The sequence below is a fragment of the Arthrobacter sulfonylureivorans genome, from assembly GCF_022637435.1.
In the GTDB taxonomy this organism is placed as follows: domain Bacteria; phylum Actinomycetota; class Actinomycetes; order Actinomycetales; family Micrococcaceae; genus Crystallibacter; species Crystallibacter sulfonylureivorans.
Genome location: NZ_CP093326.1, coordinates 601,969 through 627,563 on the forward strand (window position 1 = coordinate 601,969; position 25,595 = coordinate 627,563).

Below are 25,595 nucleotides of genomic sequence, written 5' to 3' on the forward strand. Positions count from 1 at the left end.
GAGGTCAGGAGGTAGTTTTCAGCACGGCCTTGATGGTGCCGCCGGAGGTGGAGTCGGCGACGGCCGTGTCGATCTGGTCGAAGTCGTAGTACTTCACCAGCTTGTCGAACGGGAACCGCCCGGCCTTGTACAGCGCGATCAGGCCGGGGATCAGTTGCGCGGAGGTGCTGGAGCCGCCCAGGGTGCCGATGATCCGCTTGCCCCAGAGTGTGCGCAGGTGGTCCACCGAGAACCGCGCCTCCGCAGGCGCCCCGCCGATCAGGATCAGCGTGCCCAGCATGCCCACCGCCTCCGCGGCTTCCTCCAGCACCTTGATGTTGCCGGTGCACTCCAGCACGTAGTCGGCCGGGCCGCCGCAAATTCGCTCGATTTCTTCCAGTGCGTTGGTCTTGCCGGAGTTGATGGTGTGCGTGGCGCCGAGTTCGCGCGCCAGTTCCAGCCGCGAATCGTGCAGGTCGATGGCGATGATGGTGGCCGCCGGCGTGTTCTTCGCGGCCATGATGGCGGCCAGGCCCACCGCGCCGGCACCGTAGACCACCAGCGACTGGCCCGGTTCGGGCTTGGCGGTGTTGAAGACCGCGCCCGCGCCGGTGGTGATGCCGCAGGCCAGCGGTCCCACCAGTTCCAGCGGGATGTCCTGATCCACCTTCACCAGCGAGGTCGCCAGTGCCAGCGAATAGTCCGCGAAGGAGGACTGCCCGAAGAAGTGGCCGGAAATCTTGCTGCCGTCGGCCCGGGTGTACGCGGACTTCCCCGAGTCAGGCCCCTTGAACCGGGAGCCGCTGACCAGCGCCTCGCCCAGCCGCAGGCAATAGCGGTGCTCGCCGCGCAGACAGTTCTTGCACTCGCCGCAGTGCGGCCAGCCCATGATCACGTGGTCGCCCACGGCAACGTTGGTCACGCCGGCGCCGATGGCCTCCACCACGCCGGAGCCTTCATGGCCCAGCACGCCCGGCAGCGGCAGCGGCATGTCGCCGGCCTGGGTGATCAGGTCCGTGTGGCAGAGCCCGACGGCGGCCACCTTCACCAGCACTTCTCCCGGTCCGGGAGCGTCCAGCTCCAACTGCTCGGGCGCGAACGGGGCGTTCTTCTCTTCGACTACCAGCGCATTGATCTTCATATTCCTGCTCCTAGCCCTGAGAGATTTTGTTGATATGTCAATCATTAGTCCAACGGGCGACGGCGGTGCAAACCGTCCGGCGTGGCGGCACCAGGGGAAACTCCCGGTTCCGGCGGTGTCCGCTGGATGCCCTCCCTGTCTACCGCAGGGTCGGCGGCAGCGTCCATGGTTGGTTGAGCCGGTAGCCGACTGGGAAGAGCAGGATGCCGGTTTTGTTGGTGATGGTGCCCCAGAGGCCGCGGGGGAGCCAGATGGCTCCGGCCACGCCGATGGCGCCGAGGATGATCATGTACCAGGAGCCGTAGCCGGCGAGCAGTTGTTGGAGCGCGTAGAAGACGATGGCTCCCAGCAGCGGGCCTTCGAGGTAGCCGATGCCGCCGATGATGACGATGAAGATCATGTAGGCGGACCATTGGACGGAGAAGATGGCGTTGGGCTGGACGCTGAGCGAGTCGATGATCAGGATGCCGCCGGCGGCGCCGCAGCCGGCGGCGGAGACCAGATAGACCAGTCGTTTGGACCAGGTGACGTCCACGCCGTTGGCGCGGGCGGCGGTTTCGTCGTCGCGCACGGCGGTCAGGGCCAGTCCGGTGCGGCCGCGCATCAGCAGGTAGCAGCCCAGGATGGTCAGCGCGGCCAGGGTGAGGGCGGCCCAGTAGGTCAGGGCGCCGCGCAGTACCGGGTCCATGCCGGTCAGGCCGGGCAGGGACATGCCGCTGGGCCCGCCGAGGCTGTCGAAGCGGATGATGATCAGCCGGTAGACCTCGGCGATCACCCAGGTGCCGACGGCGAAGTAGTCGCCGCGCAGGCGGAAGGCCAGCCAGGAGGTGGGAATGGCGAACACCGCGCAGGTCAGGGCCGCCAGCGGCAGCGCGACGAACGGGTTCATGCCCAGGTTGGCGAAGGCCAGGACGGTGTAGGCGCCCACGCCGACGAAGGCCTGCTGGCCGACCGAGACCATGCCGCCGAAGCCGGCGAGCAGGTTCCACATGCTGGCCATGATCAGCAGCACGAAGAAGGTGACCATGGAGCTGGTGGTGCCGGCGAACGCGATGTAGGGCAGGGCCGCGAGGACGAGGACGGCCAGGCCCAGCAGTCCGGCGCTGGCTTTGGAGGCGCGTCCGGCGCGGGTGACCAGGGCACCGGTGAACAACGGGACGGCAGCTGCGGCGGCCGACACCGGCGTCGTGCCGTCTTTGGTGGGTTGGGGGGTGTGTGCCATGCTCACACCGTCCTTTGCGGGATCAGGCCCTGCGGGCGGAAGGCGAGCACGGCCAGGAAGACCAGGTGTCCGGCCAGGATGGTCAGGGACGGGTCCAGGTGCGCGGCGAACGCCTGGGTTAGGCCGAGGACGGCGCCGCCGGCCAGGGTTCCCCAGAGCGAGCCGAGTCCGCCGATGACCACTGCTTCGAACGCGAAGATCAGCTGCGCCGGTCCGATCGAGGGGTCGAAGGAGGAGCGTGCGCCGGACATGATGCCGGCCAGTGCCACCGTGCCGAACGCGATGGCGGTGGCGATCGCGTAAAGGTGCTTGGAGTTGGCGCCCACCAGGGAGGCGGTGTCGGCGTCGTCGGAGACCGCGCGCATCATCTTGCCGGTCCGGGTGCGGGAGAGGAAGAGCTGGACTCCCGCGATCACGGCCACGGCCAGGACCAGGGTGAGCAGGCCCAGGTAGGAGATGGAGAGTTGGTTGTTGAGGTGGAACGCGCCGGTGTTCAGGACGCCCATGTCGATGGTGCGGGTGTCGGCGGAGAAGCCTTCGAGCAGTCCGTTCTGGATGATGATGGACAGCCCGAACGTCACCAGCAGGGTGGAGAGCGGGCCGGCCTTGAGGCTGCGGCTGAACAGGCTGCGGTGGATGCCGTAGCCGATCACGGCGAAGAGGGGCAGGGTGACCAGGACGACCAGCCAGAGCGGGAACATGGTGCCGCCGAGGAGCACCAGGACCAGGTAGGCGGCGACCACCGCCAGGTCGCCGTGGGCCAGGTTCACCATGCGCATGACGCCGAACATGATGGACAGGCCGGCGGCGAACAGGGCGTAGAGGCCGCCGAGCATCAGCCCCTGCACCAGGGTATTGAGCAGATCCATGGGGTAGTCAGTTTCCTTCCGGGCCGCCGCCGGCGTGGGCCAGGCCGAAGTAGGCCTGTTCCACTTGGGCGGAGGTGAGATCGTGCGGGCTGCCGGTGAGCACGGTGCGGCCTTCAAGCAGGCAGTGCACCAGGTCGGCGGCGGCCAGGGCCTGTGAGACGTCCTGTTCGACCAGCAGCACGGCGGTGCCGCGCTCGACGATCCGCGGCAGCAGCGCGTACATCTGCTTGACCACGGCCGGGGCCAGGCCGAGGGAGAGTTCGTCGATCAACAGCACCTTGGGGTTGGCCACCAGCGCCCGGCCGATGGCGACGGCCTGCTGCTGGCCGCCGGAGAGCGAGGCGGAGTTCTGCCGGGCGCGTTCGCGCATCCACGGAAACAACTCCATCACCGCGTTCACGTTCCACGGGCCGGTGCCGGCACGGTAGGTGCCGGTTTCCAGGTTCTCCTGCACGCTCAGCGACTTGAACAGCCGGCGGCCCTCGGGCACCAGACAGATGCCCTGGGCCACCCGGCGGTGGGCGGGCAGTCGGGTGATGTCCTTGCCGTCGAGGCGGATGGCGCCGGCGGTGGGCAGGTGCGAGCCGGCGATGGCCCGCATCAGGGTGGACTTGCCGGCGGCGTTGGCGCCGATCACGGCCACGGTGGCGCCGGGTTCCACGGCCAGGCTGAAGCCGCGGACGGCATGCAGCTGGCCGTGGTGGACGTCCAGATTCTCAACTTCCAGCAGCGTCATCGCGCCGCCTCCTCTCCGGGTGCGGCTGGCAGGGATTGCGACGCCGGTGCCCCGCCTTCCGCTGGACCGCCGGCCGGCTCCTCGTCCGGGATGGTGACGGCCTCGGGGCCGGAACCGAAGTACAGTTCCAGCACCTGCGGATCGGCCAGTACGGTGGCGGGGTCGCCGTCGGCAATGAAGCGGCCGCCGGCCAGGCAGAGCAGCCGGTCCACGGACTTCACCAGGGCGTGGACCACGTGTTCGATCCAGACCACTGCCACGCCGCGGGCCTTGACCCGGCCGATCAGCTCGACCAGTTCGAGCACTTCGGGCTCGGTCAGCCCGCCGGCAACCTCGTCCAGCAGCAGCAGCTTGGGGCCGGTGGCCAGGCCTCGGGCTACCTCCAGCCGCTTGCGCTGCAGCAGTGACAACGAGCCGGCGCGCTGGTTTGCCGCGCCGGCCAGCCCGCATTCGGCCAGCACCTCGGCAGCCTGCTGCTGCGCAGCGCGGCCGTGCAGGCCGCCGCCCTGCGAAGCAGAGACCAGGACGTTCTCGAATACGGTCATTCCCTCGAAGGGGCGCGGCACCTGGTAGGTGCGGCCGATGCCGGCCCGGCAGCGTTGGTGCGCCGGGCGGGAGGTGACATCCTCGCCGTCGAAGGCGACCCGGCCGGCGTCGGGCTTCAGGTCCCCGGAAACCATCGCGAACAGCGATGACTTGCCGGCGCCGTTGGGGCCGACGATGCCCACGGCCTCGCCTTCGGCGACGGCCAGGTCAAGCGCTTCGGCCACCACTACCTGGCCGAAGCGCTTGTCCAGTCCGGACAGTTGGAGCAAAGGGGTCACGCGTTGGTCGCTTCCAGATCGCCGCCGACGGGGACGTCGGGGTTGGGCGTGTTGTCCACAATGGTGATGTCCCAGTCGAACTTGGTGCCCTTGCGCCACTGGCCGCCCACCGGGTGCTGGACGGCGATGCCGGGCTCCGGTCCCTTGGTGAAGTCCAGCGGGCCGGACATGCCCACGGTGTTCATGTTCCGGAGCTTGTCCGCCACGTCGTCGCGGTCCTTCGGATCGCTGGCCTGCTTGAAGCCTTCCACTGCCAGTTCGAACAGCGAATAGACCGAACCCAGGGCCTGGGTCCACTGGTTGCCGGTCTCTTCGGCGAAGCCGTCGGCCAGCTGCTGTGCGGTGGTGCCGTCCAGCGAGGACTGATACGGGTGGAACGGGCTCCACCAGATGTCCGTGGCGATGTTGTTGGAGAGCTTGCCCAGCGCCTCGGCCTCGGACGGGAAGAGCATCACCTTGGCCACGGTGGCCAGCTTCGGCCGGTAGTCCTGCTGCGCGGCCTGCTTCCAGAAGGTCTGGAAATCCGGCGGAATCGGGGTGCAGGTGAACAGCTCGGCGTTTTCACCCTTGAACTTGGCAATCTGCGAGCTGTAGTCGCTGGCGCCGTTCTGGAAGGCACCGCCGTCGATCATCTTGAAGCCCTGGGCCTCGGCCAGCGGGGTCAGGCCCTTGCGGAAGGCATTGGCGTCCGTGTCGTCCGGCCACAGGGCCGCAACGTTCTGGTTCGCCACGTCCATGCGCTTCCACATCGGGGTGAAGCAGTCGGCGAATTCCTGCATGCCGAAGAAGAACAGGGTGGTGTACTTGAAGCCCTCGCCCGAGACGCCGCTGCGGCCGTGGAACCAGGCCTCCCACGGTGCGATCGTGGTGATGTTCGGGACGCCGGACGCTTCACACTGGTCGGCGACCGGGTTGGTGGTGTCCGGCGTGCCGGAGCCCACCACAATGTCCACCTGGTCCTGGGTGATCAGTTCCTTGGTCACCGCGGTGGCACGGGTGGAGTTGGACTGGGTGTCCTTGACAATGATTTCGATCTGCCGGGTGGAGCCGCCGGCAGTGAACCCCTTGGCCAGCGCCTGCTGGACCTGCTTGACCACGTAGTTGTCCGCGCTGGCGAAACTGGCCAGCGGGCCGGTCTGCGGGCTGACGAAGCCGATCTTGAGCACGTCGCTGGTGCTGCCCGCCGAACCTTTGAGGCCGCCGCAGGCCGTGAGCGTGGAGGCGCCGCCGATCGCGGCGGCGCTCAGGCCCAGGACCTTGAGCAGCTGGCGGCGGTCCATGCCGCCGACGATCGTTTTGGACATACGTGTCTCCTTTGACGCACAAAAAAGTGAACGGGGGTGAGCGCCGGACACGAACCCGGCGTAACCGTCAAATGAACACCAACTACTGTTGAATGAACACCGACCACACCAAGATATGGTGCGCATCACCGTAGGTCAAATGGTCTGCATCACATTCGTGTCACGATGCGGCGGGGCCATTCAGGGGCAGGCCGGGAGGGCCGAGGGCTCAGCCGTTTTCGGGTGCAGGAACTTCTTTCAGCGCCGTCGTTCGCGGGAAGGTGTGCACGATCCACAGGGTGCAGTCGCCGCCCTCGGCCTGCCAGCGGTGCGACTGGTCGGCAAGGTAGGTGACGTAGGTGCCGGCGTGGACCAGTACTTCCTGTCCGATCGGTCCCAGGCGGATGGAGCCGGTTCGGATGAACACATGCTCGCGCGTGCCCGGACCGTGGGAGACGGAGAGCTGTACTTTCCCGTGGTGGAAGGTCTTGGCGTGGATTTCCACCGTTCCGGCGCCGACCAGTTGCCGGCGCAGCACATGGCCGACGGCGGCCTCATCGGTGATTTCCTCGCCTTCGCCGTCCAACATGATTTCGACGGCGGGGGCCTGCGGCGGTGACAGCAGTTCGGTGACGTGGATGTCGAAGGTCTGCGCGATCGCCTGCAGCGTCTCGATGTTCGCGTTCGTTTGGGCCCGCTCCACCTTGAACAGGGTCCCCTTGGCCACGCCTGACTTTTCGCCCAGCTGGGACAGCGACATCCCATGGATATCGCGCAACCGGCGGACGTTGGCAGCCAGGTGCTCCAAAAGCTCACTCATGGAAACATTCTGCACTACGCATGAAAGCTGTACATTCACCCTGTGAGCCTGTTGAGGGGTGGGGGTAAGGACTGGTGGGACTGGCTGTTCATCGCCGGGGTGGTCCTCAAGGGACTGGACGGTGCGGTCGAAATTATCGGCGGCTTGCTGCTGCTGGTAGCTGATCCGGCCCAGATCCACGGCCTTGTCCTGCAGCTGACCCAGCCCGAACTCGCTGAAGACCCGAAGGACTTCATCGCCACGCATTTGCTGCATGCGTCGGGCGGCTTGACCGGCAGTGCGGTAGCCTACGCGGCCGCCTACCTGCTGGTGCACGGTGCAGTGAAGGTCGTGCTGGTGACGGCCGTGCTGCTGAACAAGCTCTGGGCCTATCCATGGATGATCGCGGTCCTGCTGGCGTTTATCGCCTACCAGCTCTACCAGCTCGCGGTCTCGCCCACGCCGGGTTTGGTTGCCCTGACCGTCTTCGACGCACTGGTTGTGGTGCTGACCTGGCACGAATACCGCCGGCAGCGGGAACGCCGCTTCGCCTGACCGGCAGCAGGGCGCCCTACGCGGTGGTGCCGATTTCCCGTTCCATGTCAGCGGTGCTCAGCACCCGGCCGAAAAACGTTCCGACGGCGTCCAGCGTGGCGGCTTGGGCTGCCTCGGACCGGCCCCCGGTAGCGTCCGAAAGGAACGCCACCTTGTAGTCGTTCATGTAGGCGCTTCGGGCAGTGGATTCGCAGCACACTTCGGTCAGCGTGCCGGCGATGATCACCGTGTCCACGGTATTTAGCCCGCGAATGGTGGCCAGCACACTCTTGAGCTGGGTGTTGTGGAAAGCGTCGTAACGGTGCTTGTCCAGCACATAGTCGTCGGCTTCGGGCTTCAGCTCCTCGACAACTTCCACGCCGTCGGTTCCACGGCGCATGCCCACCGTCTGCAGCCGCTGGTTGTAGGTGGTCTCCAGCGGCGACACATCGAACGAGTCAAGCAGCACGTGCCGGCTGTAGATCACCGGGATGCCGGCCTGCCGGCAAGCGGCGACGGCGGTCACCATCTCGGGCAACCGCTTGCGTGCCATCGGCACCTCCATCGGCGCGCCTTCCAGCACAAAGTCGTTCTGCATATCGATCATCAACAGTGCGGACCTCGCCGCATCGATGCTCCACATGGTGCCCCCTGAGATTCTGGCCGGCGCGCGGCAGCTGACTGGACTTGAGACCTAGGTTACATGGCCCGCACGGTGCAGCCGGCAGCGGACGAGGGTCCGGCAGTGACGGGTAGGGGCTAAGCCTGCTGGTCCAACTCCCGCTGTGCGGCGGCGGCAGCTTTCCGTGTCCGGTCGGCGGTCTTGGCCGCAGACACCAGATCCTCTTCGGCCGCTTCGATCTTGCGGTCGGTGGAGGCCACCTCACGCTTCAGGTCCTCGATGCGCTGTTTCAGCTCGGTCACTTCGCCGGCGAGTGCATCGCGGCGGTTCTGCAGCTGGTCCAACTTGTCCAGGACCTTCTGTTCTTTGGCCTCGGCATCAACTTTGCGCTGCTCGGCTTTGTCCACCTCGGCCCGGGCCAGCCGGCGCCGCCGCTCCGCCTCCTCCGCTTCCTGCTTGGCGGCCCGCTCGGCCCTGGCCGTCCGGCGTTCGGCGAGTTCGTCCCGCGCCGGAGTCTTTGCACTGCGGCGGGGCGGGGCGGGCGCGGGCGATCCGACGGCTTCCGGCACGGCGACGATCTCGTTCAAGTCCACCGGGTCCAATCCGGTCGAGGAGAACGACTCGGTGAGTAGGCCACTGGCCAGCGCAGCCCCGGCGGCAGGGTCGGACATCGCGGCCCGCAGCGTCTGCTCCACTTCGGTGGCCACGGCCGGGCTGACCGGATGACCCAGTTCGTCGGCCAACTGCCGGCCACTCGAGGCCATGGCTGACAGAAGTCCGCGTCGTTGATCGCCCAGCGCACGCATCTGACCGGGGTCCAGCTCCTGCTGCGCCTGGCTCATCGCCGCCCCCAGTTCGATGACCCCGTCGATCTCGTCGCGTCGGTGGCGCGCCATCATGTTGAGCAGCCACGCCGCCGCCGTCGGTTTCGGCAGGCTACGCAACCGGGCGGCCAAAGCCTTGTCTCCGTCCTGCGTGGCTTCCTTGGCCTTCGCGTTGCGGGCAGCGGTGAACTCACCGGGCAACAGCGCATACAGCTCCCGCGCCGCGCTCTCCAGATCCATGCGGCCTAGCCTAATCGGACCTGTCCCCGGCGCCTCGCAGGCACGGCGCCGCTGACTACCGGGACTTCCGAGTCTCCCGGTCGTTGGCCTTGCGCAGCGCTTCGACCAGCTCGGACTTGTCCATCTTCGACCGGCCGGGGACGTCAAGCTTCTTCGCCAGATCGTAGAGATGCTCCTTGGAGGCGTTCGCATCCACACCGCCCTGGGTCTCCCGCGAGGTGTCCTTGCCGCCCTTGGCCTGCTTGTCCGAGGGGCCGTACTTATCCTTCGGCTCCCAATGGTCGCCCACTTTTTCATGCGTGTGCTTGAGCGCGCTATAGGCCACACGGTGTGCGCGTTCCTCGTCGCCGTACGTATCGGCGGCCGAGTCATGGGCCTCGGCGAACGTCTCCTGCGCCTTCTTGCCTGAACGCTGCAGCGTACTCGGCAGCTCGCTCTGCTTCGGCTTGCCGCTCTTGCTCGTCTTAGGCATCGGACCACGTCCCTTCACCAAGGATTGTTTCCGTTTCCACTTCCAACGTGGCACAGTTCCGCGGCCCTGCCAAGGGACAAACCGCGCCTGTGGAGGGAAGAGCGACGGCGGGGCCACCGCATCCGCCCACGGCACAATGGAAGGGTGACCCAGCCAGCCTCCCGCACCACCCAACCTCCCCGCAGCCGGTACCGGCCGTTCGATCTGGAGGCCATCGGCGCGGGATTGATCTTCGCCCGGTCTCTGGACGATTTGGCCGCGGCGCTGACGGTGGGTCCTGACGAGTCCCGCCCCGGCACTTCCGCAGCGGAGCCCAGCGCAGGCGGCACCGCCGTCGTGCAAGCCCCGCCGGGCACGGGCAAGACCACGCTGGTGCCGCCGCTCGTGGCGAACCTGGCCGCCGGGACCGCGGCCAACCGCCAGCCGCGCATCGTGGTCACCCAGCCGCGCCGGGTCGCGGCGCGTTCGGCGGCGCGGCGGCTGGCCTTCCTCGACGGCAGCAACCTGGGCGGTCGGGTCGGCTACACGGTCCGCGGCGAGCGCCAGGCCGGCGCGCAGACCCTGGTCGAGTTCGTCACGCCGGGGATCCTGCTCCGCCGGCTGCTCGCCGACCCCGGGCTGGAAGGCACGGACGCGGTGATCCTGGACGAGGTGCACGAGCGCGGGCTGGAAACCGACCTGTTGCTGGGCATGCTCGGCGAGGTGCGCCAACTGCGCGCGGACCTCACGCTGGTGGCGATGTCCGCCACCCTGGATGCGCCGCGTTTCGCCTCCCTGATCGGCGCGCACGACGGCGCTGGGCCGGCTCCGGTGGTCGACTGCCCTTCCGCCCTGCACCCCTTGGAGGTACGGTGGGCGCCCGCGGCCGGACCGCGGCTCGATGAGCGGGGCGTGGCGCGTGGTTTCCTGGACCACATTGCCTCCACCGCGGTTGCAGCCCATGCCGAAGCGCTCGCCGGCGATCCCGCCGTGGATGCCCTGGTCTTCGTCCCGGGCGCGTGGGAGGTCCAGCAGGTGGCAGCGCTGATCCGGGACAAGGTTCGAAGCGCCGGCCGGAGCATGATCGCCAGCGCCGGCGGGCGCACCGGCGGCGGCACCGGCACGGAGGAGGCCGGAACCCGGAACACCGAGGTGCTGGAACTGCATGGCCAGGCCGATGCCAGCACGCAGGACCGCGCCGTTTCCGGCCGGGAACCCGGCGGGGCGCCGCGCGTCATCGTTTCCACCTCCTTGGCCGAGTCCTCGCTTACCGTGCCCGGTGTGCGGCTGGTCATCGACTCCGGTTTATCACGCGAGCCGCGGCGGGATGCCGCCCGCGGGATGTCAGGTTTGGTCACGGTCTCCGCCTCGCGGGCCTCCGCCGACCAGCGCGCCGGCCGGGCCGCCCGCCAGGGGCCGGGCACCGTGCTGCGCTGCTACGACCAGAAGACTTTCGGCGCCGCGCCGGCGCACCCCACGCCGGAGATTGCCGTCGCCGACCTCACCGCCGCCGCCCTGGTGCTGGCCTGCTGGGGCGCCCCCGGCGGCGAGGGGCTGCAGCTTCCGGACACGCCGCCGGCCGCGGCCATGGACGAGGCCCTGCGCACTCTGCATGATCTGGGCGCCATCGACGACAACGGCCGTGCCACCGAGCTGGGGCAGATCCTGTCCCGGGTGCCGGCCGACCCACGGCTGGGCCGGGCGCTGTTGGACGGCGCGGCGATTGCCGGACCGCAGGGCGCCGCCGACGTTGTTGCGCTGGTGGCCGGGGACCAACGCGCACCCGGTGCCGACCTGGCCAAACTGCTGGCGTCCCTCCGCGCGGCCGGCCGGGGCGACCCAGCGGCCCGGCGCTGGCGTGAGGAGGCGCGGCGGCTGGCGGAGATCGCGCGGCAGGAGGGCACCGCCGTCGTGCCTTTCCGCAGCGGGGCACCGCTAGGCGCGGCGGAAACGGCGGGACAAATTGTGGCGCTGGCCTTCCCCGAACGGGTCGCCCGCCGCGTCAACGGAGCCAGCGGCCAGACCTACCTGCTGGCGTCCGGGACCCGCGCCGGCCTGCCGGCGGGCAGTCCGCTGGCCGGCCACGAATGGCTGGCCGTGGCCGAAGTGTCCCGGGCGCAGGGCCGCGATGCCGCCGGGACCGGGGCGGTAATCCGTGCCGCGGCCCCGCTGGAGGCGGACACCGCGGAAGCCGCCGCCGAAACGCTGCTGACCGACCGGGTGGAAGCGCGGTTCGAAGCCGGCAGGGTTGCGGCCCGCCGCGAGCGTCGGCTGGGGGCGATTGTGCTGACCTCCACGCCGGTGAAACCCTCGGCCGCCGAAGGCCGGGAAGCAGTGGCGCGCGCCCTGGCGTCCGGCGGGCTGGGCATCATCGGCTGGTCGGAATCCGCCGAGACACTGCTCCGCCGGCTGGCCATGCTGCACCGCGAGCTGGGGGAGCCCTGGCCCGATGTCGCCGAACCGGCGCTGCTGGCCCGGCTCGCCGACTGGCTGTCGCCGGAACTGGAGGCGCTGGCCGGCGGCAAGCCGGCCGCGTCGGTGAACCTGGCCGAGCCGCTGCGCCGGCTGCTGCCCTGGCCCGACGCCGCCCGCTTCGATGACTTGGTGCCCGAGCGTCTCCAGGTGCCCAGCGGTTCGCGGGTGCGGATCGATTACCCGGCACCGGAGGACGCCGGCCGCCCGGTGGTGGCGGTGAAACTGCAGGAATGCTTCGGCTGGGCGGAAACGCCGCGGCTGGTGGACGGGCGGGTCCCGGTGCTGTTCCACCTGCTCTCGCCCGCCGGCCGGCCGCTGGCCGTGACCGACGATCTGGCGTCTTTCTGGTCCGGTCCGTATGCGCAGGTACGCGCGGAAATGCGCGGCCGGTACCCGAAGCATCCGTGGCCGGAGGACCCGTGGACGGCGCCGGCCACCGCCCGGACCAAGAACCGGATGTAGCCCGGCACAGGGGAGGAGGGCCGCGGCGCTACCGCGTGAGTTGGCGGGAGATCAGCAGTCGCTGGATCTGGTTGGTGCCTTCAAAGATCTGCATCACCTTCGCCTCGCGCATGTACCGTTCGGCCGGGAAGTCACGGGTGTAGCCGGCCCCGCCCAGCACCTGCACCGCGTTGGTGGTCACGCTCATGGCGTTGTCGGTCGCCACCAGTTTGGCGATGGAGGCCTCCCGGCCGTACGGCAGGCCGGCGTCCTTCAACCGGGCGGCGGACAGATACACAGCACGCGCGGTCTCCGTTTCCACGGCCATGTCGGCCAGCAGGAAGGCCAGTCCCTCGTGCTCGATCAGCCGCTTGCCGAAGGCTTCCCGTTCGTTGGCGTAGGACGCCGCCAGGTCCAGCGCTGCCTGCGCCAACCCGGTGGCCACGGCGGCAATGCCCAGTCGGCCGGAATCGAGCGCAGCGAAAGCAATGGCCAGTCCCTGGCCCTCCTCGCCGATCATCCGGTCGGCGGCAACATGCACGTCGTCGAAATGCATGGTGGCCGTGGTGGAGCCGGTCAGCCCCATCTTGTGTTCCGGCGGCGCGGCAGTCAGCCCGGCGGCGTCGGCCGGCACCAGGAAGCAGGAGACCCCGCGCCGCGGATCGTCGGAAGTCCTGGCCATGACCGTATAGAAGTCGGCCTGGCCGGCATGGGTGGTCCAGGCCTTCGCGCCCCGGATCAGGTAACCGTCGCCATGCCGCACGGCCCTGGTCCGCATCGCCGCCGGATCGGAGCCGGCGTGCGCTTCGGAGAGGCAGTAGGCGCCCAGGGTGTCGCCCGAGAGCATGTCCGGCAGCCAGGTCTTGCGCTGCGTATCGCTGCCGAAGTGCACCAGCGGAAAGCAGGAGAGGGCGTGCACGCTGACGCCCACGGCCACACTGCTCCAGGCCGCGCCGAGTTCCTCGAGGACCTGCAGATAGACCTCGGCCGGCTGGCTGCCTCCGCCGAACTCTTCGGGATACGGCAGGCTGAGCAGCCCGGCTTCCCCCAGCGTCCGGAAGACATCGCGCGGAAACCGTTCGGCCTCTTCGGCAGCGGCAGCCTGCGGCATCAATTCGCGGGCGGCGATGTCCCGCACCAGCCCAAGCAGTTCCTGCGCTTCCTCCGTCGGCAACAACCGCTGCACAACCATCGTCACTCACCCCTCCGGCTGCCGGCCTGGGTGCGGGCCGGCTTCAGGACGTCCGCAGCACCGGCGGGTTCGCCGCCGTGCCACCGAGCATCCGCATGTCATTGCGTGGGTCAACTACAACACGGGGCCTGTGCAGGGACAAGCACGTGCGCATCACGATGTTGGCTGCGGTGCCCACTCCGCTGACGCCGTGCAGGGTTCCGGGTGCTTTGACCAGTGACCGCGGCCTCCCGCTGGCGTAGTCTGGGACCGAGCCCTTCAGCATCGGAAGGTGATGTGTCATGGCCGGGACTTGGAAGCGGTGGCTGCCTGCCGCCGTCGTGCCTGCCGTGATTGCCGGCGGTGTGCTGACCGGTTCGCTGCAGGCCAACGCCGCAGCCGATTTGCCGGACAAAACACCGCAGCAGTTGCTGGAAATGGCGGCGGGCAGCGACGTCCGTGAGCTGTCCGGGACCGTGGAACAGGATTCCGCGCTGGGGCTTCCCGAACTGCCTCAAGACAAGCCCGCGGGCGAGGGCGGGCAGGTGGCGGACGCGCTTGCGTTGCTCACCGGCTCCCATGCCGCCCGCGTCTATCTGGACGGCCCGGACCGGGTCCGGCTGCAGCTTTTCGACCGCTTTGCCGAGCGCGACCTGATCCGCAATGGCGCCGAGGCGTGGTTCTACAGCTCCAAGAAGAACGAGGCTGTCCATCTGACCCTGCCTGCCGGCAAGGGGGACACGTCCGACGGCGGTGCTTCCCCACAAGCCGAGGCATATACGCCGCAGCGGCTCGCCGAGCAGTTGCTGCAGAGCATCACCCCGGAATCCAAGGTGTCCGTCGGCGACGACACTTCAGTCGCCGGCCGCAGTGCGTACCAGTTGGTGGTGGAGCCCAACAGTACCGAAACGCTGGTGGGTTCCATGGTGGTGGCCATCGATGCCGAGACCGGCCTGCCGCTGAACGTGCAAGTACAGGCGCGCGGACAGCAGGAGCCGGCGTTCCGGTTGGGCTACACCAAGCTGAGCCTTGGGGCACCGGACGCCGGGCTGTTCGACTTCACCCCGCCGGCCGGCGCCACCGTGACTGAGCACGCCGTGCCGCAGCACAGCCCGAAGGCTGAGAAGCCACATCTCAAGGGCAACAACGACGGCGGTGCAGGCGTTCGGGATCAGGTCACCAAACATGGCTCCGGCTGGGAGACCGTGACGGAAGTTCCCGCGGCGGCTCTGCCGGACGGCTGGGCGGATTCTCCGCTGCTGGCCCAGGCCACCGAAGCCGTGGACGGCGGCCGGCTGATCTCCACGTCACTGGTCAACGTCTACCTGACCGATGACGGCCGCGTGTTCGCCGGATCCGTTCCGCTGGGGCAGCTGCAGGCAGCCGCGGAGGGCCGGTGAACGGCAGCGGCACTTCCGCCGCGCTGGCCATCGAAACCTCCGGACTGACCAAACGCTTCGGCCGGCAGACCGCCGTCGACTCTCTTGACCTGGCTGTTCCGCACGGCTCGGTCTTCGGCTTTCTGGGCCCGAACGGCTCCGGGAAAACCACCACCATCCGGGTGATGCTCGGGCTGGCCGGCGCCACCAGCGGGAGCGTCCGAATCTTTGGCCAGGAGATGCCCGGGCACTTGCGGAGCGTACTGCCGCAGGTCGGGGCACTGATCGAAGGCCCGGCGTTCTACCCGTTCCTCTCCGGCGCTTCGAACCTGCACCGGTTGGATACCGCCGACCGGCACGCTCCGGCAGCAACCCGCCGCCGCCGGGTCGGCGAGGCGCTGGAGCGGGTCGGGCTGACGCACGCGGCCAACAAGAAGGTGCGGGCGTATTCGCTGGGCATGAAACAGCGGCTGGGCATCGCCAACGCGTTGCTGATGCCGCGCCAACTGCTGGTGCTGGACGAACCGACCAACGGGCTGGATCCGCAGGGCACCCGCGAGGTCCGCAGCCTGGTGCGCTCGCTGGCCGGGGGAGGAACCACGGTGTTCGTCTCCAGCCACCTGCTTTCCGAAGTGGAACAGATCTGCAGTCACGCCGCCGTGATGCGCGCCGGCAAGCTGGTGGCTCAGGGGACCCTGGACGAACTGCGCCGCGTGGGCCTGACCCACCTGAGCATCCAGACGCCCGACGCCGAAGCCGCCCGGGCTGTGCTGCGCCGGCTCGGCCTGGAGCCGGAAGGACCGGAGGCGGCTCTCGACGGGCAGGTCAGCACACCGATGAACCGCCCCGAACTGCTGCCCGAGGACATCGCCGCCGCGCTGGTGGCCGACGGAGTGCGGCTCCGGGGGTTCGTGGTGGAGGCGGGCAGCCTGGAGGACCGCTACGTGGAGCTGACGGGGGAGGGGTTCGACGTTGTCCAGTGACGCGCAGTCTGTTCCCGCCGAGGCCGATCGCCGAAGCCCCGAACCTGTGCACCATTCTGGAGCCGGACCTGCCGGCCGCTTGGCCCCTGCCACGCCTGAGAACCGCCGGCCGTCCGCCGGCTGGGCGCTCTTCGGCTCCGAACTCAGCGTGCTGTTCCGGCGGCTTCGGACCTGGGCCATGCTGCTGGCCCTGGCGGCCGTTCCGGTTCTCATCGCCGTGGTGGTCCGGGTGGCCGCAGACGAGGGAGGGCCCGGCGGCGGCCCGCCGTTCCTGAACCAGATCAAGCAGAACGGCTTGTTCGTCGCGCTGACGGGTTTGGTGGTCTCCATCCCGTTGTTCCTGCCCCTGACCATCAGCGTGGTGGCCGGCGACACCATCGCCGGCGAGGCCGGCCACGGCACGCTCCGCTACCTGCTGACGGCCCCGGCGGGCCGGCTGCGGCTGCTGGCGGTCAAGTACGGGGCAGCCGTCGTCTTCTGCATTGCGGCCGCGCTCGCCATCGTGGTGGCCGGCGCGGTCATCGGTACCATCCTGTTCGGCACCGGGCCGGTGACCCTGCTGTCCGGCGACACCATTGGCGTCGGCGAATCCCTGGTCCGGCTGCTGCTGGTGGCCGCCTACGTCGCTTTGTCACTGGCCGGTCTCGCCGCGATCGGGCTCTTTATCTCCACCCTCACCGAGGTTCCGGTCGGGGCGATGGCAACGACGGCGGTTCTCGCCGTCGTCACCCAGATCATCGGCGCGCTGCCGCAGCTCGACTGGCTGCACCCTTGGCTGTTCACCCACCACTGGCTCGGCTTCGCCGACCTGCTCCGCCAGCCCATCTCCTGGGACGCCTTCGGCGCCAACGCCCTCCTGCAGGGCGGCTACATCGCCGTCTTCTGCGCCCTCGCCTACAGCCGCTTCAGCACCAAAGACGTGCTGTCCTAACAAGAAGCCGCATCGCTCGAAGGATGGGAAATCTTCCGAGAGGGGCACGATATTAGCCAGAGTCGAGCCCGGCCTTTTCGCAGTTACTGTGTTCCGGCTCGTTCGTCTGGCTGGTGAATGCCGATGGTGTTGCCTTCGGTGTCCAAGTAGTAGCCCTGCCACGCCATGCCTGGCAGGGCGAACTTTGGCAGAGCTGTCTGGCCTCCGGCGTCCAGAATCTTCCGTTCCGTCGCGTCGTAGTCATCCACCTCCATGGTCACCACCCAGGCGTTGGTTCCTTGTCCGGCCGCCGGGGCGGGAACAGGGCGCTGCTGGAGGCCGCCATTGATGCCGGGTTCACCTTCCGGGCCTGTCAGGACGCCAAAATACGGCGTGCCGGTCATTTGCGAATAATCCTCGAACGTCCAGCCAAACGCCTTGGTGTAGAAGGCCTTGGCGCGCTCGACGTCGTCGGCCTGGATCTCAAAGTGGACTGGGCGTGCCATGAGGTACTCCTTTGCTGGACTGCGGATGTCGACGCTGTCCATTCATTCGGCCCTCCTGATTCCTGTCAAGAAGGCATCAAGGATCGGGACCGACGGCCAAGCGAGTCTGCCTGTCGCCGCAAGGTACTGGGATAGCCGAGACCACCCGCAGCGTGTGCACATCAAAGTCACCCCCTGTGGGTGACGTGGTCGCCGCGAGGTTCATGCCATGCTTGCGGAACTTCAACAAGGGAGCATCGAATGGCGACATCCGAGGCAGCAACGTCCGATCCGGGCGTCGGCGTCGGACCCACGAGCGAGTTCAGCCTGTTCTTCCGGGTCAAACCCGGTCAGAGCGAATCGCTGCGGGCCGCGCTGAACGACCTGCAGCAGACAGCTGGCTACCGGCCAGGGGATTACGGCATGGCGATCACGACTATTCACGAGGCGCGGTTCGTACTCTTCGACGACGACACCCGACTTGCGTTCATCACAAGTTTCGATGGCCCCTGGGACGCCTATATGGAGGATTTCTTCAACTCGGGGCCGACGCTCGCGCTCTTCGATGTGATCTTCCGGCACGCGGAGGGCTACGACGGCCTGCCCGATCTGGCCACCGAAAAGGCGTTCATTCTCGGCGCGCAACGACGTGCGGCCGCGTACGCGCGCAACTACCCCGGCACCGTGAAGGAAATCCGCAAGGCGCAGCGAGTGAACGCGGCGTTCCAGCGCGTGCTCGACCACCCCGACGCCGCGGCAGCGCTTCAGCACCCTGCGCTGCAGCCGCTGCTCGACGAGGCCGGGGATTGACGCCATGTCGGATCACATTTCGGGCCCCAGGGCGCTGGCCAACCCGATCGCAGACATCACGGATGTCTACGCATTTCCGAGCCCGGACCGGGCCGGACATCTGGTTCTCGTGATGAACACGCTGCCGTTCGCCAAGGTCTCCAACGCGTTCTCCGACGGGCTCCTCTACCGGTTCCGCCTGCGACCGCTGGCGGCGAACGCAGCCGGCGATGCAGTGCCGTTCGCTGCCGGCGCCGAGGAGTTCGTGTTCGACTGCGTGTTCGCTGCGCCGATCAGCCCGGACGGGCAGCCCTTCGAGCAGGAGGGGACCTGCACCACTCCGTCGGGCGAGACCGTCTCATTCCGAGTCAACGACGACGGCGGCGGTTCCGGCCACGGCGTGCGGGTCTTCGCGGGTGCGCGGTGGGATCCGTTCATCCTGGACGCTCCGGCTGCGCTGAAGACGGTCGCGACGGGCCAGCTTGCCTTTATGGACCCGGGGGCGATCTACCTTGACGGCAAGAACGTCCTCGGGCTTGTCGTCGAAATCGATTGTTCCCTGTTCGAGGGCGCGACGCTCGTTGGCGTGGTTGCCGAGACGCTGACGCGAGGCACGTTCAACGTGCGTATCGAACGCGTCGGACGGCCCGAGGTGAAGAACCTGATGCTGGGGCCCAAGCAGTTCGATCCGGTCAATCAAGACCTCGAGATCCGCGACCTATACAACATGGAGGACGCGTTCCACCTCGCGCACGGATACGAAGGTGCCTACCGCGCGCGGCTAGACGCCAACCTCGCCTTCTGGGACGGCCTCGACGGGAAGACCGACTGGCCGGCCAACGGCAACGGCCATCCGCTGACCGGGCTCGTTCTCGCCGACTTCCTCATCGTGGACGTCACGAAGCCCTATCAGGAACAGGGTTCGTTCCTCGAGATCGAACTTTCCGCCCGCCAAGGTCGGTCCCACGAGAGCTGCGGGGGGCGCACGCTCAACGACGACGTGATGGACAAGTTCTTCACGACGCTGATCAATGCCGGCAACGGGCCGATCATCCGCGATGGAGTCGATGGGTCCTCGCGGCCGGCTTCGCGCAGCTTTCCCTACCTCTCCCCGCCCAACCCCAACCCGCCCGAACCTCCGGAACACCACTGACCATGCCCGCGAATGACGGCGTCAAACTCGAGCTCGACGACATTCAAAGCGGTGCACTGCACGGGCGCCCCTCGCCGTATGTCGGCGCCTACCTGCTGCTGCGTATCGATGACCGTGCCGACGGGCGCGAACTGGTCCGGCGGCTGGTGGCGGTCGTCGACTCCGGGAGGCCCTCGGCCGATCCCGCGCACGACGCCTGGATTACCGTCGGGTTCACCTATCGCGGACTCGAGGCGCTCGGGGTGCCGCAGCCCTCACTTGACAGCTTCGCCCCTGAATTCCGCGAAGGGATGGCTGCGCGTGCGACGCACCTCGGGGACGTCGGCGAGAGCAGCCCGGAACACTGGGAGCAGCCGCTCGGCACGCCCGACGTCCACATCGCCATAGCGGTGCTCTCACCCGACCTCAGTCGCCTCGAGGCCGTCACAGAAAAGGCCCGCCGTGCCCATCAGGAGCTGAACGGCATCTCGGTGCTCTGGCGTCAGGACTGCTACCAGCTCCCGACCGGGCGTACCTCGTTCGGATTCAAGGACGGTATCAGCCAGCCGGCGGTCGAGGGCAGCGGCCAGCCAGCATCGAACCCGCACGAGCGACCGCTCAAAGCCGGCGAGATCATCCTCGGCTACCCCGACGAGACGGGCGAGTTGCCGGCGATGCCGACCCCGGACATCCTGGGCCGAAACGGCACCTATGTGGTCCTCCGAAAGCTGCACACAAAGGTTGCGGCATACCGGCAATACCTCCGCGCGAAGGCTGCAACCCGTGAGGAGGAGGCACTACTTGGCGCGAAGATGGTCGGGCGTTGGCAAGGAGGAGCCCCACTCCCGCTCTCCCCGGATCGGGACGATCCGGAGCTTGGCGGCGACCCGCAACGGAACAACAACTTCCTTTACGGCGACGATCCCCGCGGGTTCAAATGCCCGGTGGGCGCCCACGCACGACGCGCTAACCCGCGCGACGCGCTGGACAGCGACGGCAGCGTCAACGTCCGCCTGCACCGAATGATCCGGCGCGGCACGAGCTACGGCCCGGAGCTTCCCGATGGAGTGCTGGAAGACGACGGCAAAGATCGCGGCATCATCTTCGTGTTCGTCGGCGCCCATATCAAGCGCCAGTTCGAGTTCGTCAAGACCCAATGGCTCAATGACGGGATTTTCATCGGCGCCCCGAGTGAAGCGGACCCGCTCGTCGGCACGGGCGATGGCACAACCAGCTTCACCATCCCCCAGCGGCCGATCCGGCGCCGGCTGCACGACCTTCCACCATTCGTGACCACGCGCGGGGGCGAGTACTTCTTCGCCCCGAGCCTCTCGGCGATGCGCTGGCTGGCGGAATTACCATGACCCGTCCCGACCCAGGGGAGCACGATATGACCACGACCTCCGCGGGCGCCGACCGTTGGAAAAAGCTCGATTTCGCCCACCCCTCCCCGGATGCCGAGGAACCAGAGTCGCCCGTTCTCGTCGACTATCGCAAGGACAACCAGATTGCGGTGATCACGCTCAACCGCCCGCACGCCGACAATGCGATCACGACCGAGATGGGCGCGCGTCTGACTGAAATCGTCGAAACGATCGCCGTCCGCACCGCCGTACGGGTCGTGGTACTCACAGGCGCCGGCGAGCGGGCCTTCTCCGTTGGCAGCGACCTGCGACAGCGCAACAAAATGACCAAAGAGGATTGGCTGCGCCAGCGCCAGGCCTTCGATCGCACGCTCTACACCGTAAGGCAACTGCGCAAACCGCTCTTCGCCGCCGTGAACGGAATCGCCTATGGAGGCGGATGCGAACTCGCCCAGAGCTGTGACTTCATCATCGCCTCCGAGAACGCCACCTTCGGCCAGCCGGAGGCGATGATCGGCCTCTCGGCCGGTGGCGGCTCACCGGTGTTCCTGCCGCGCCTCCTCGGAACCGGACGGGCCATGCAAATGCTCATGACCGGGGAACCGATCACGGCGGCCGAGGCGCACCGCCTCGGCATGGTCAACGAGATCCATGGCCAGCACGAGTTGGCAGATGCGGCAGATCGCATCGCGGAAACGATCGCGAGCAACTCCCCGACAGCCGTCCAGGCCGTCAAACGCGCCGTGCAGCTCGGAGAGGGGCAGCCGGTGGAACAGGCAATCGCGACCATGATGGAAGCGCACTGGCGCTCGGCCGTCCATCCCGACCGCATCGAAGGCATCGGCGCCTTCAACGAAGACCGCGTACCCGTCTTCCGCGACGCCGACTACTGATCAGGACCCACGAGGAGGATTAGCCATGGAAGTGACCGATGAACTCGGCGCCGCGCGTTCTGCGCTGCAGATGATCAACCCGGCACCGTACAACGCCGAAGCGCCACCCGCGGCGCTCCTGAGCGAGATCACCTCCACCGAGCTCCACTACGTCCGAAGCAACTTCGCCCTGCCCGCCCACGACGGAACGCTCGAGATCGGCGGCGCCGTCGGCCAACCCCTGACACTGACACTCGACGACCTACGGGCCATGCCCGCACACAAACGGGCGGTCACGCTCGAATGCGCCGGGAACGGGCGGCTGGAAATGCGTCCGCTGCCCAGCGGTGAGCCCTGGGGCGACTACGCCGTATCGACGGCCCGCTGGAAGGGCGCCTTCCTGCACGAAGTGCTGGCACAAGCGCGCCCGGACGCAAACGGCGTCGACGTGCGCTTCGAGGGCGCCGACCACGGCGCCTACCACCTCACCCCGGTGCTGGCCGACACCGACAAGAACAACCTGAGTTTCGTCCGCGCGCTGCCCTTGGCCCAGGCCGCCGATCCGGCCGCAGAGATACTCATTGCGTACGAGATGAACGGCGAGCCTCTGGGCCCGGACCATGGGTCGCCCTTCCGGCTCATCGTCCCGCGCTGGTACGCCGTGGCCTCCGTGAAGTGGCTCAAACGAATCGACGTCCTGACCGAGACGTTTGTCGGCGAGTTCCAGACCGGGCACTACATGTACGAATGGGCAGACCGGCCACCGGAACCCGTCGACATCATGCACGTACGGGCGCGCATCACCGATCCGGCCGCCGGATCGACCATCCCCGCCGGCACCTATACGGTGCATGGCAAAGCCTGGTCCGGTGCGGGTCCAGTGTCACGCGTGGAGGTCAGCCTCACCGGCGAAGGCGAATGGCACCGGGCCAGCCTTAAGCCCCCGACCGGCCCGTACCACTGGCAGGAATGGTCCTTCGAATGGGAGGCCCACGACATTGGACGTCACACCCTGCGTGTGAGGGCCACCGACGCGGCGGGAAATGTCCAGCCCGAAGTCCCGCCATGGAACCGGCTCGGCTACGGCAACAACGCCGTCGAGGTGGTCTACGTCGACGTCATCTGACTTCGAGGCGCCGATTCCTCTGTGTGTGGTCCTAGTGAGGGCGGCGTTCAGGCCAGGCGGTGCCGGCCGGTTCCGCGGCTCCACGGAATCCAGCGACGGGCTCGGCGTGCCGGGAAGATGTGCCCGTCCCTCTCCATCGGGTCGGCGGCATCGTCCGGGAGCTGCCGGTCCTCGCCGAAGACAACATGGGCAGTCCCCGGACCGGGTATTTGGGCGGCCGCAAGATTCGGCATGCCGATGTCGTGGCCCTCGCCGTGGAGGGGCTTGCGTCCCATCCGCTCCATCGGACCGATCGGATTGGCTACTGGCTGTTCCTGATTTTCCCGCATGATTGCCCCCATGGCTTCTCGGTAATTCCCCTGCGGCCTAGAGTAAACCGGTTTCCTTGAAAATGGGTCGAAAATCTCAACAAATTTGTGCCGGTCGTTCCGCGCGACGGATCGTTACATCGGCGGTGCCCGGCCAAAGGCCGGACCCCGTCGTCATCATAGGGGCGAAATAGCAGGAATCAGCCGAGAGATTCCGTGAGGATGTCCAGCGCCTCGCTCCAGCCGTCGTAGACATTGTTGTCGCCGGCGAAGCCAGCGAAGCCGCGGAGGTTGAAGGTCATCTCGGTGCGGCCGCCGTCAAGTTCGGCCAGTTGCACTGTGATGACCGGTGAGTCTTCGATCCGGTCACCGGGCGAGGCCCACGTGAAGACGAGTCGTTCCGGTTCCACCACTTCGAGATACTGCCCGGCAGTGGGATACTCGCTGCCGTCGGGCGCGATCATCTTGTATTCATAGGTCCCGCCGACGCTCGCGTTGATCCGGACGAACTCGCGCGGGCTGGCGACTTCGCGGGGATGCCACCAGCGGGCGGCTTCGTCCGGGTCGGTCCAGGCACGCCAGATGATCTCGCGCGGCGCGTCGAAGGTGCGCGTAATGGTGAATTGCTTGTCCTGTGTAGCGGTTTGCTCAGTCATTTCCGGCTTTCTCCTTGAGTTCGCGGAGTCGCTCGTCCAACAAATCAAAGCGCTCGTTCCAGAGACCTCGGTGGTGGTCGATCCAGGCCGAAACGTCGTCCAGGGGTTCGGTGCGGAGCGTGCAGTTGCGCCACTGCGCGGAGGCGGTCCGCTCAATCAGGCCAGCCTTTTCCAACACCCGCAGGTGCTGTGAAACGGCTGGCCGGCTGATGTGGAACGGTTCTGCCAGTTCGCCGGCCGTGGCCGAACCCTGCCGCAATCGGGACAGGATGGCCCGGCGGGTGGGATCCGCCAGGGCGGCAAAGACCAGGCTTAGCTGGTCCGGTGCCCCTGCCATGTAAGCAACTCCTTATGTAAGTTACGACTTAAATATACTCCTGTCTGCGGGGCCGTCAAGAGCTCAAGCTACCCGGCCGCAAGTCCTAGAATCTGGACGAGCTGCCCGATCCGCTGAAGCTCCCGCCGCTGCTGCCGTAGCCTGTGGTGCTGCCGCTGCTGCGTGAAGAATCGACGCTGCTTTGTGCCGAGCTGTAGCCGGCGTTGAAGGCGTAGGCGGAGTAGAACATGTACGGCGGGTACACGGTGTCCAGGATCGTGGAGGACCGGCGGTCTCCGCTGCGGAGTTCTTCGTCCATGTCCTCGCGCATCTTGTCCTTCTCCGACGACGTTTTTGCGTATGCGTCGATGACCGTGTCCGCGTGTGCCTTGAGTAGGTCGGTGAATTCGCTCCGGCTGTCCTGGATCAAACGCAGGGCCGTGTCCGGTGTGGTCCTTCCGTCGGTGAGGGCGGCGGCCCAGTCCTCCAGATCCTCCCGGGTACGGTCGCGGAAGGAGCGTAGGGCGGCAGCCGTTGCCGCAGACCTGGCGGTCTCCGGCCCCTCCTCTATCAGCGTATCGATGCCGTCCAGGTCCTCGCGCAAGGGCGCTAGCTGCCGGTCCCAGGCCCGCTCCCATCCGGAGGCCAGGTTCAGGAACGTGTTGGTGTCGGCGATGACGTCGTCCAGTGCATCCAACTCCGTCGCAATGCGCGCGTACTCGGCGGCCGTCTTGACGTTCTTACCCGACTTCAGCTCCTTCTCGCTCATGGCGTGGACCCTGTCGTTGAGCTTGCTGGCTTCGGTGTAGCCGGTCATGAAGCCGCGGTATTTTTCCAGCACCCGTGAGCCGTACTCAGACGTCGGGGGAATGGTGTTCGCGTTGACCTCCGTGGCGTCGAGGTCCAGGGACACGTTGGAGTAGCTGCGGTCCCCGCGTTCGATCTCGCGACGTGCTCTGGCTAGATTCTGCCGACGCACCCCAAAGCGGACTCCAAAGAACCCGACGACGGCGATGCCCGCCGCCCAGAGGCTGCCGATGAAGGCCCCGGAGCGGTACCACGGGCGGTTGATCAGCTCCGCGCCGCGCTCTATGCCCGCGATGGTTCCGTCCGTCCACTGGGCGTCCCGGAACAGTTCCTTGGTAGTCTCCTGGATGTCCTCGCGCTGCTCCAGCGGGATCTTGCGGTCCTCGCCCATATAGGTTCCGACCCAGCGGCCGACCGGGTCCAACGCGAAGATGAAGAGTCCGTCCGCCCACTTCTGGCCGTCGGCGCTGAGCCACTCCGGATGCTCCGCGCGGGCGAAGCGAAGCACTTCTTCGTTGAGGTTGGCAGAGGCAGAGCCGTTGTAGGTGTAGATGGCCACCTTGGTCGGCTCGTAGAAGTCGATAGCCTCCACCGCGGGCAGGAGCGTGGCCTGGTCGAGGACGCCGGCAGTATCCTCTACAACCACCTCGGTGGGAGTCACGGCGTGCGCGGCCGGTGCCGCACCCAGCAGTCCGGCCAGCACCAACAGCAGCGTGCCGATCATCCTCTTCATCTGTCCGGTTCCTTCGGTTGCGCGGTTATGGCTTCACCGGAACCCTACCCGGTGCGGGGAACAGGCAGACGGACGTGACATGCAACGGTGGGCCGGCTCCGAGAGCCGGCCCACCGCCGTCGTT

Annotated in this window: 27 protein-coding genes; 10 read left to right on the forward strand and 17 right to left on the reverse strand. The window is 67.6% G+C overall.

Annotated elements, in window-relative coordinates:
- Positions 1–4 precede the first annotated feature (4 nt).
- The 7 genes from MNQ99_RS02915 to MNQ99_RS02945 form a co-directional block, all read right to left on the reverse strand.
- Positions 5–1,120: an NAD(P)-dependent alcohol dehydrogenase gene (locus tag MNQ99_RS02915; RefSeq protein WP_241914380.1), complete on the reverse strand. Its 1,116-nt coding sequence runs from the start codon at positions 1,118–1,120 to the stop codon at positions 5–7.
- Positions 1,121–1,259: 139 nt separating this feature from the next.
- Positions 1,260–2,342 carry a branched-chain amino acid ABC transporter permease gene (locus tag MNQ99_RS02920; protein ID WP_241914381.1) on the reverse strand — a complete coding sequence of 361 codons (1,083 nt, stop codon included), beginning with the start codon at positions 2,340–2,342 and terminating at the stop codon, positions 1,260–1,262.
- Between the two features lie 2 nt (positions 2,343–2,344).
- Positions 2,345–3,211: a branched-chain amino acid ABC transporter permease gene (locus tag MNQ99_RS02925; protein ID WP_241914382.1), complete on the reverse strand. Its 867-nt coding sequence runs from the start codon at positions 3,209–3,211 to the stop codon at positions 2,345–2,347.
- 7 nt (positions 3,212–3,218) lie between these two features.
- Entirely contained in the window at positions 3,219–3,947 is a 729-nt protein-coding gene (locus tag MNQ99_RS02930; protein WP_241914383.1) for an ABC transporter ATP-binding protein, read from the reverse strand.
- On the reverse strand, positions 3,944–4,771 hold the full coding sequence (locus tag MNQ99_RS02935) for an ABC transporter ATP-binding protein (protein ID WP_241914384.1): 828 nt from the start codon (positions 4,769–4,771) through the stop codon (positions 3,944–3,946). Before MNQ99_RS02935 ends, MNQ99_RS02930 begins: the two co-directional genes overlap by 4 nt.
- Positions 4,768–6,075: an ABC transporter substrate-binding protein gene (locus tag MNQ99_RS02940; RefSeq protein WP_164745409.1), complete on the reverse strand. Its 1,308-nt coding sequence runs from the start codon at positions 6,073–6,075 to the stop codon at positions 4,768–4,770. The genes MNQ99_RS02935 and MNQ99_RS02940 overlap by 4 nt, the downstream gene beginning before the upstream one ends.
- 208 nt (positions 6,076–6,283) lie before the next feature.
- Entirely contained in the window at positions 6,284–6,874 is a 591-nt protein-coding gene (locus tag MNQ99_RS02945; protein WP_127512388.1) for a helix-turn-helix domain-containing protein, read from the reverse strand.
- Between the two features lie 42 nt (positions 6,875–6,916).
- On the opposite strand from MNQ99_RS02945, the gene MNQ99_RS02950 reads away from it, so the two are divergent.
- Positions 6,917–7,408, forward strand: coding sequence for a DUF2127 domain-containing protein (locus tag MNQ99_RS02950; RefSeq protein WP_241914385.1), 492 nt, complete (start codon positions 6,917–6,919; stop codon positions 7,406–7,408).
- 16 nt (positions 7,409–7,424) lie between these two features.
- Here the strand turns inward: MNQ99_RS02950 and MNQ99_RS02955 are convergent, their stop codons facing one another.
- From MNQ99_RS02955 to MNQ99_RS02965, 3 genes are all read right to left on the reverse strand, one after another.
- Positions 7,425–8,030, reverse strand: a complete 606-nt coding sequence (locus MNQ99_RS02955) for an isochorismatase family protein (RefSeq protein WP_127512390.1) — start codon at positions 8,028–8,030, stop codon at positions 7,425–7,427.
- Positions 8,031–8,146: 116 nt separating this feature from the next.
- Positions 8,147–9,073, reverse strand: a complete 927-nt coding sequence (locus MNQ99_RS02960; RefSeq protein ID WP_241914386.1) for a coiled-coil domain-containing protein — start codon at positions 9,071–9,073, stop codon at positions 8,147–8,149.
- A 55-nt stretch (positions 9,074–9,128) separates the two neighbouring features.
- Positions 9,129–9,545 (reverse strand): ChaB family protein, encoded by a 417-nt coding sequence (locus MNQ99_RS02965; RefSeq protein WP_241914387.1) that lies wholly within the window; start codon positions 9,543–9,545, stop codon positions 9,129–9,131.
- A gap of 144 nt (positions 9,546–9,689) precedes the next feature.
- Between MNQ99_RS02965 and MNQ99_RS02970 the strand changes: the two genes are divergently transcribed.
- The gene (locus tag MNQ99_RS02970) at positions 9,690–12,461 is read left to right on the forward strand and encodes an ATP-dependent RNA helicase (protein ID WP_241914388.1); all 2,772 of its coding nucleotides are present in this window, start codon (positions 9,690–9,692) and stop codon (positions 12,459–12,461) included.
- Positions 12,462–12,489: 28 nt separating this feature from the next.
- Here MNQ99_RS02970 and MNQ99_RS02975 read toward each other — a convergent pair whose 3' ends face one another.
- Both MNQ99_RS02975 and MNQ99_RS02980 read right to left on the reverse strand, forming a co-directional pair.
- A complete protein-coding gene (locus tag MNQ99_RS02975; RefSeq protein ID WP_241915248.1) occupies positions 12,490–13,632 on the reverse strand; it encodes an acyl-CoA dehydrogenase family protein in 1,143 nt (380 codons plus the stop codon).
- A gap of 43 nt (positions 13,633–13,675) precedes the next feature.
- Complete coding sequence (locus tag MNQ99_RS02980) at positions 13,676–13,915, reverse strand: hypothetical protein (RefSeq protein ID WP_241914389.1); 240 nt, start codon at positions 13,913–13,915, stop codon at positions 13,676–13,678.
- Here MNQ99_RS02980 and MNQ99_RS02985 point away from each other — a divergent pair.
- From MNQ99_RS02985 to MNQ99_RS02995, 3 genes are read left to right on the forward strand one after another with little or no spacing between them, the layout of a single operon-like run.
- Positions 13,914–15,011 carry a LolA family protein gene (locus MNQ99_RS02985; RefSeq protein WP_241914390.1) on the forward strand — a complete coding sequence of 366 codons (1,098 nt, stop codon included), beginning with the start codon at positions 13,914–13,916 and terminating at the stop codon, positions 15,009–15,011. The two genes, MNQ99_RS02980 and MNQ99_RS02985, sit on opposite strands and share 2 nt — an antisense overlap.
- Positions 15,008–15,973 (forward strand): ABC transporter ATP-binding protein, encoded by a 966-nt coding sequence (locus MNQ99_RS02990; protein ID WP_241914391.1) that lies wholly within the window; start codon positions 15,008–15,010, stop codon positions 15,971–15,973. Before MNQ99_RS02985 ends, MNQ99_RS02990 begins: the two co-directional genes overlap by 4 nt.
- A 46-nt stretch (positions 15,974–16,019) precedes the next feature.
- Positions 16,020–16,904, forward strand: a complete 885-nt coding sequence (locus MNQ99_RS02995) for an ABC transporter permease (RefSeq protein ID WP_241914392.1) — start codon at positions 16,020–16,022, stop codon at positions 16,902–16,904.
- Positions 16,905–16,987: 83 nt separating this feature from the next.
- On the opposite strand, the gene MNQ99_RS03000 is transcribed toward MNQ99_RS02995, so the two are convergent.
- Entirely contained in the window at positions 16,988–17,431 is a 444-nt protein-coding gene (locus MNQ99_RS03000) for a VOC family protein (protein WP_241914393.1), read from the reverse strand.
- Between the two features lie 198 nt (positions 17,432–17,629).
- Here MNQ99_RS03000 and MNQ99_RS03005 point away from each other — a divergent pair, with 198 nt between their 5' ends.
- The 5 genes from MNQ99_RS03005 to MNQ99_RS03025 are packed head-to-tail and all read left to right on the forward strand — an operon-like array spanning position 17,630 to position 22,651.
- Positions 17,630–18,178 (forward strand): hypothetical protein, encoded by a 549-nt coding sequence (locus MNQ99_RS03005; protein ID WP_241914394.1) that lies wholly within the window; start codon positions 17,630–17,632, stop codon positions 18,176–18,178.
- Between the two features lie 4 nt (positions 18,179–18,182).
- Positions 18,183–19,310 carry a DUF4331 family protein gene (locus MNQ99_RS03010; RefSeq protein WP_241914395.1) on the forward strand — a complete coding sequence of 376 codons (1,128 nt, stop codon included), beginning with the start codon at positions 18,183–18,185 and terminating at the stop codon, positions 19,308–19,310.
- 2 nt (positions 19,311–19,312) lie between these two features.
- On the forward strand, positions 19,313–20,653 hold the full coding sequence (locus tag MNQ99_RS03015; RefSeq protein ID WP_241914396.1) for a Dyp-type peroxidase: 1,341 nt from the start codon (positions 19,313–19,315) through the stop codon (positions 20,651–20,653).
- A gap of 26 nt (positions 20,654–20,679) precedes the next feature.
- On the forward strand, positions 20,680–21,546 hold the full coding sequence (locus MNQ99_RS03020) for an enoyl-CoA hydratase/isomerase family protein (protein ID WP_241914397.1): 867 nt from the start codon (positions 20,680–20,682) through the stop codon (positions 21,544–21,546).
- A 25-nt stretch (positions 21,547–21,571) separates the two neighbouring features.
- The gene (locus MNQ99_RS03025) at positions 21,572–22,651 is read left to right on the forward strand and encodes a sulfite oxidase (protein WP_241914398.1); all 1,080 of its coding nucleotides are present in this window, start codon (positions 21,572–21,574) and stop codon (positions 22,649–22,651) included.
- A gap of 47 nt (positions 22,652–22,698) precedes the next feature.
- Here the strand turns inward: MNQ99_RS03025 and MNQ99_RS03030 are convergent, their stop codons facing one another.
- The 4 genes from MNQ99_RS03030 to MNQ99_RS03045 form a co-directional block, all read right to left on the reverse strand.
- The gene (locus MNQ99_RS03030) at positions 22,699–22,980 is read right to left on the reverse strand and encodes a hypothetical protein (protein ID WP_164745411.1); all 282 of its coding nucleotides are present in this window, start codon (positions 22,978–22,980) and stop codon (positions 22,699–22,701) included.
- 179 nt (positions 22,981–23,159) lie between these two features.
- Positions 23,160–23,615: an SRPBCC family protein gene (locus tag MNQ99_RS03035; protein ID WP_241914399.1), complete on the reverse strand. Its 456-nt coding sequence runs from the start codon at positions 23,613–23,615 to the stop codon at positions 23,160–23,162.
- Positions 23,608–23,952 carry an ArsR/SmtB family transcription factor gene (locus MNQ99_RS03040; RefSeq protein ID WP_241914400.1) on the reverse strand — a complete coding sequence of 115 codons (345 nt, stop codon included), beginning with the start codon at positions 23,950–23,952 and terminating at the stop codon, positions 23,608–23,610. Before MNQ99_RS03040 ends, MNQ99_RS03035 begins: the two co-directional genes overlap by 8 nt.
- Before the next feature lie 85 nt (positions 23,953–24,037).
- Positions 24,038–25,471: a DUF5129 domain-containing protein gene (locus tag MNQ99_RS03045; protein ID WP_241914401.1), complete on the reverse strand. Its 1,434-nt coding sequence runs from the start codon at positions 25,469–25,471 to the stop codon at positions 24,038–24,040.
- Between the last annotated feature and the right edge of the window lie 124 nt (positions 25,472–25,595).

Excerpts from the sequence above, each read along its gene's own strand:
- MNQ99_RS02915 (WP_241914380.1), bottom strand. The coding sequence starts at position 1,120 with ATGAAGATCAATGCGCTGGTAGTCGAAGAGAAGAACGCCCCGTTCGCG.
- MNQ99_RS02920 (WP_241914381.1), bottom strand. The coding sequence starts at position 2,342 with ATGGCACACACCCCCCAACCCACCAAAGACGGCACGACGCCGGTGTCG.
- MNQ99_RS02925 (WP_241914382.1), bottom strand. The coding sequence starts at position 3,211 with ATGGATCTGCTCAATACCCTGGTGCAGGGGCTGATGCTCGGCGGCCTC.
- MNQ99_RS02930 (WP_241914383.1), bottom strand. The coding sequence starts at position 3,947 with ATGACGCTGCTGGAAGTTGAGAATCTGGACGTCCACCACGGCCAGCTG.
- MNQ99_RS02940 (WP_164745409.1), bottom strand. The coding sequence starts at position 6,075 with ATGTCCAAAACGATCGTCGGCGGCATGGACCGCCGCCAGCTGCTCAAG.
- MNQ99_RS02945 (WP_127512388.1), bottom strand. The coding sequence starts at position 6,874 with ATGAGTGAGCTTTTGGAGCACCTGGCTGCCAACGTCCGCCGGTTGCGC.
- MNQ99_RS02955 (WP_127512390.1), bottom strand. The coding sequence starts at position 8,030 with ATGTGGAGCATCGATGCGGCGAGGTCCGCACTGTTGATGATCGATATG.
- MNQ99_RS02960 (WP_241914386.1), bottom strand. The coding sequence starts at position 9,073 with ATGGATCTGGAGAGCGCGGCGCGGGAGCTGTATGCGCTGTTGCCCGGT.
- MNQ99_RS02965 (WP_241914387.1), bottom strand. The coding sequence starts at position 9,545 with ATGCCTAAGACGAGCAAGAGCGGCAAGCCGAAGCAGAGCGAGCTGCCG.
- MNQ99_RS02975 (WP_241915248.1), bottom strand. The coding sequence starts at position 13,632 with ATGGTTGTGCAGCGGTTGTTGCCGACGGAGGAAGCGCAGGAACTGCTT.
- MNQ99_RS02985 (WP_241914390.1), top strand. The coding sequence starts at position 13,914 with ATGGCCGGGACTTGGAAGCGGTGGCTGCCTGCCGCCGTCGTGCCTGCC.
- MNQ99_RS02980 (WP_241914389.1), bottom strand. The coding sequence starts at position 13,915 with ATGACACATCACCTTCCGATGCTGAAGGGCTCGGTCCCAGACTACGCC.
- MNQ99_RS03000 (WP_241914393.1), bottom strand. The coding sequence starts at position 17,431 with ATGGACAGCGTCGACATCCGCAGTCCAGCAAAGGAGTACCTCATGGCA.
- MNQ99_RS03005 (WP_241914394.1), top strand. The coding sequence starts at position 17,630 with ATGGCGACATCCGAGGCAGCAACGTCCGATCCGGGCGTCGGCGTCGGA.
- MNQ99_RS03010 (WP_241914395.1), top strand. The coding sequence starts at position 18,183 with ATGTCGGATCACATTTCGGGCCCCAGGGCGCTGGCCAACCCGATCGCA.
- MNQ99_RS03015 (WP_241914396.1), top strand. The coding sequence starts at position 19,313 with ATGCCCGCGAATGACGGCGTCAAACTCGAGCTCGACGACATTCAAAGC.
- MNQ99_RS03020 (WP_241914397.1), top strand. The coding sequence starts at position 20,680 with ATGACCACGACCTCCGCGGGCGCCGACCGTTGGAAAAAGCTCGATTTC.
- MNQ99_RS03025 (WP_241914398.1), top strand. The coding sequence starts at position 21,572 with ATGGAAGTGACCGATGAACTCGGCGCCGCGCGTTCTGCGCTGCAGATG.
- MNQ99_RS03030 (WP_164745411.1), bottom strand. The coding sequence starts at position 22,980 with ATGCGGGAAAATCAGGAACAGCCAGTAGCCAATCCGATCGGTCCGATG.
- MNQ99_RS03035 (WP_241914399.1), bottom strand. The coding sequence starts at position 23,615 with ATGACTGAGCAAACCGCTACACAGGACAAGCAATTCACCATTACGCGC.
- MNQ99_RS03040 (WP_241914400.1), bottom strand. The coding sequence starts at position 23,952 with ATGGCAGGGGCACCGGACCAGCTAAGCCTGGTCTTTGCCGCCCTGGCG.
- MNQ99_RS03045 (WP_241914401.1), bottom strand. The coding sequence starts at position 25,471 with ATGAAGAGGATGATCGGCACGCTGCTGTTGGTGCTGGCCGGACTGCTG.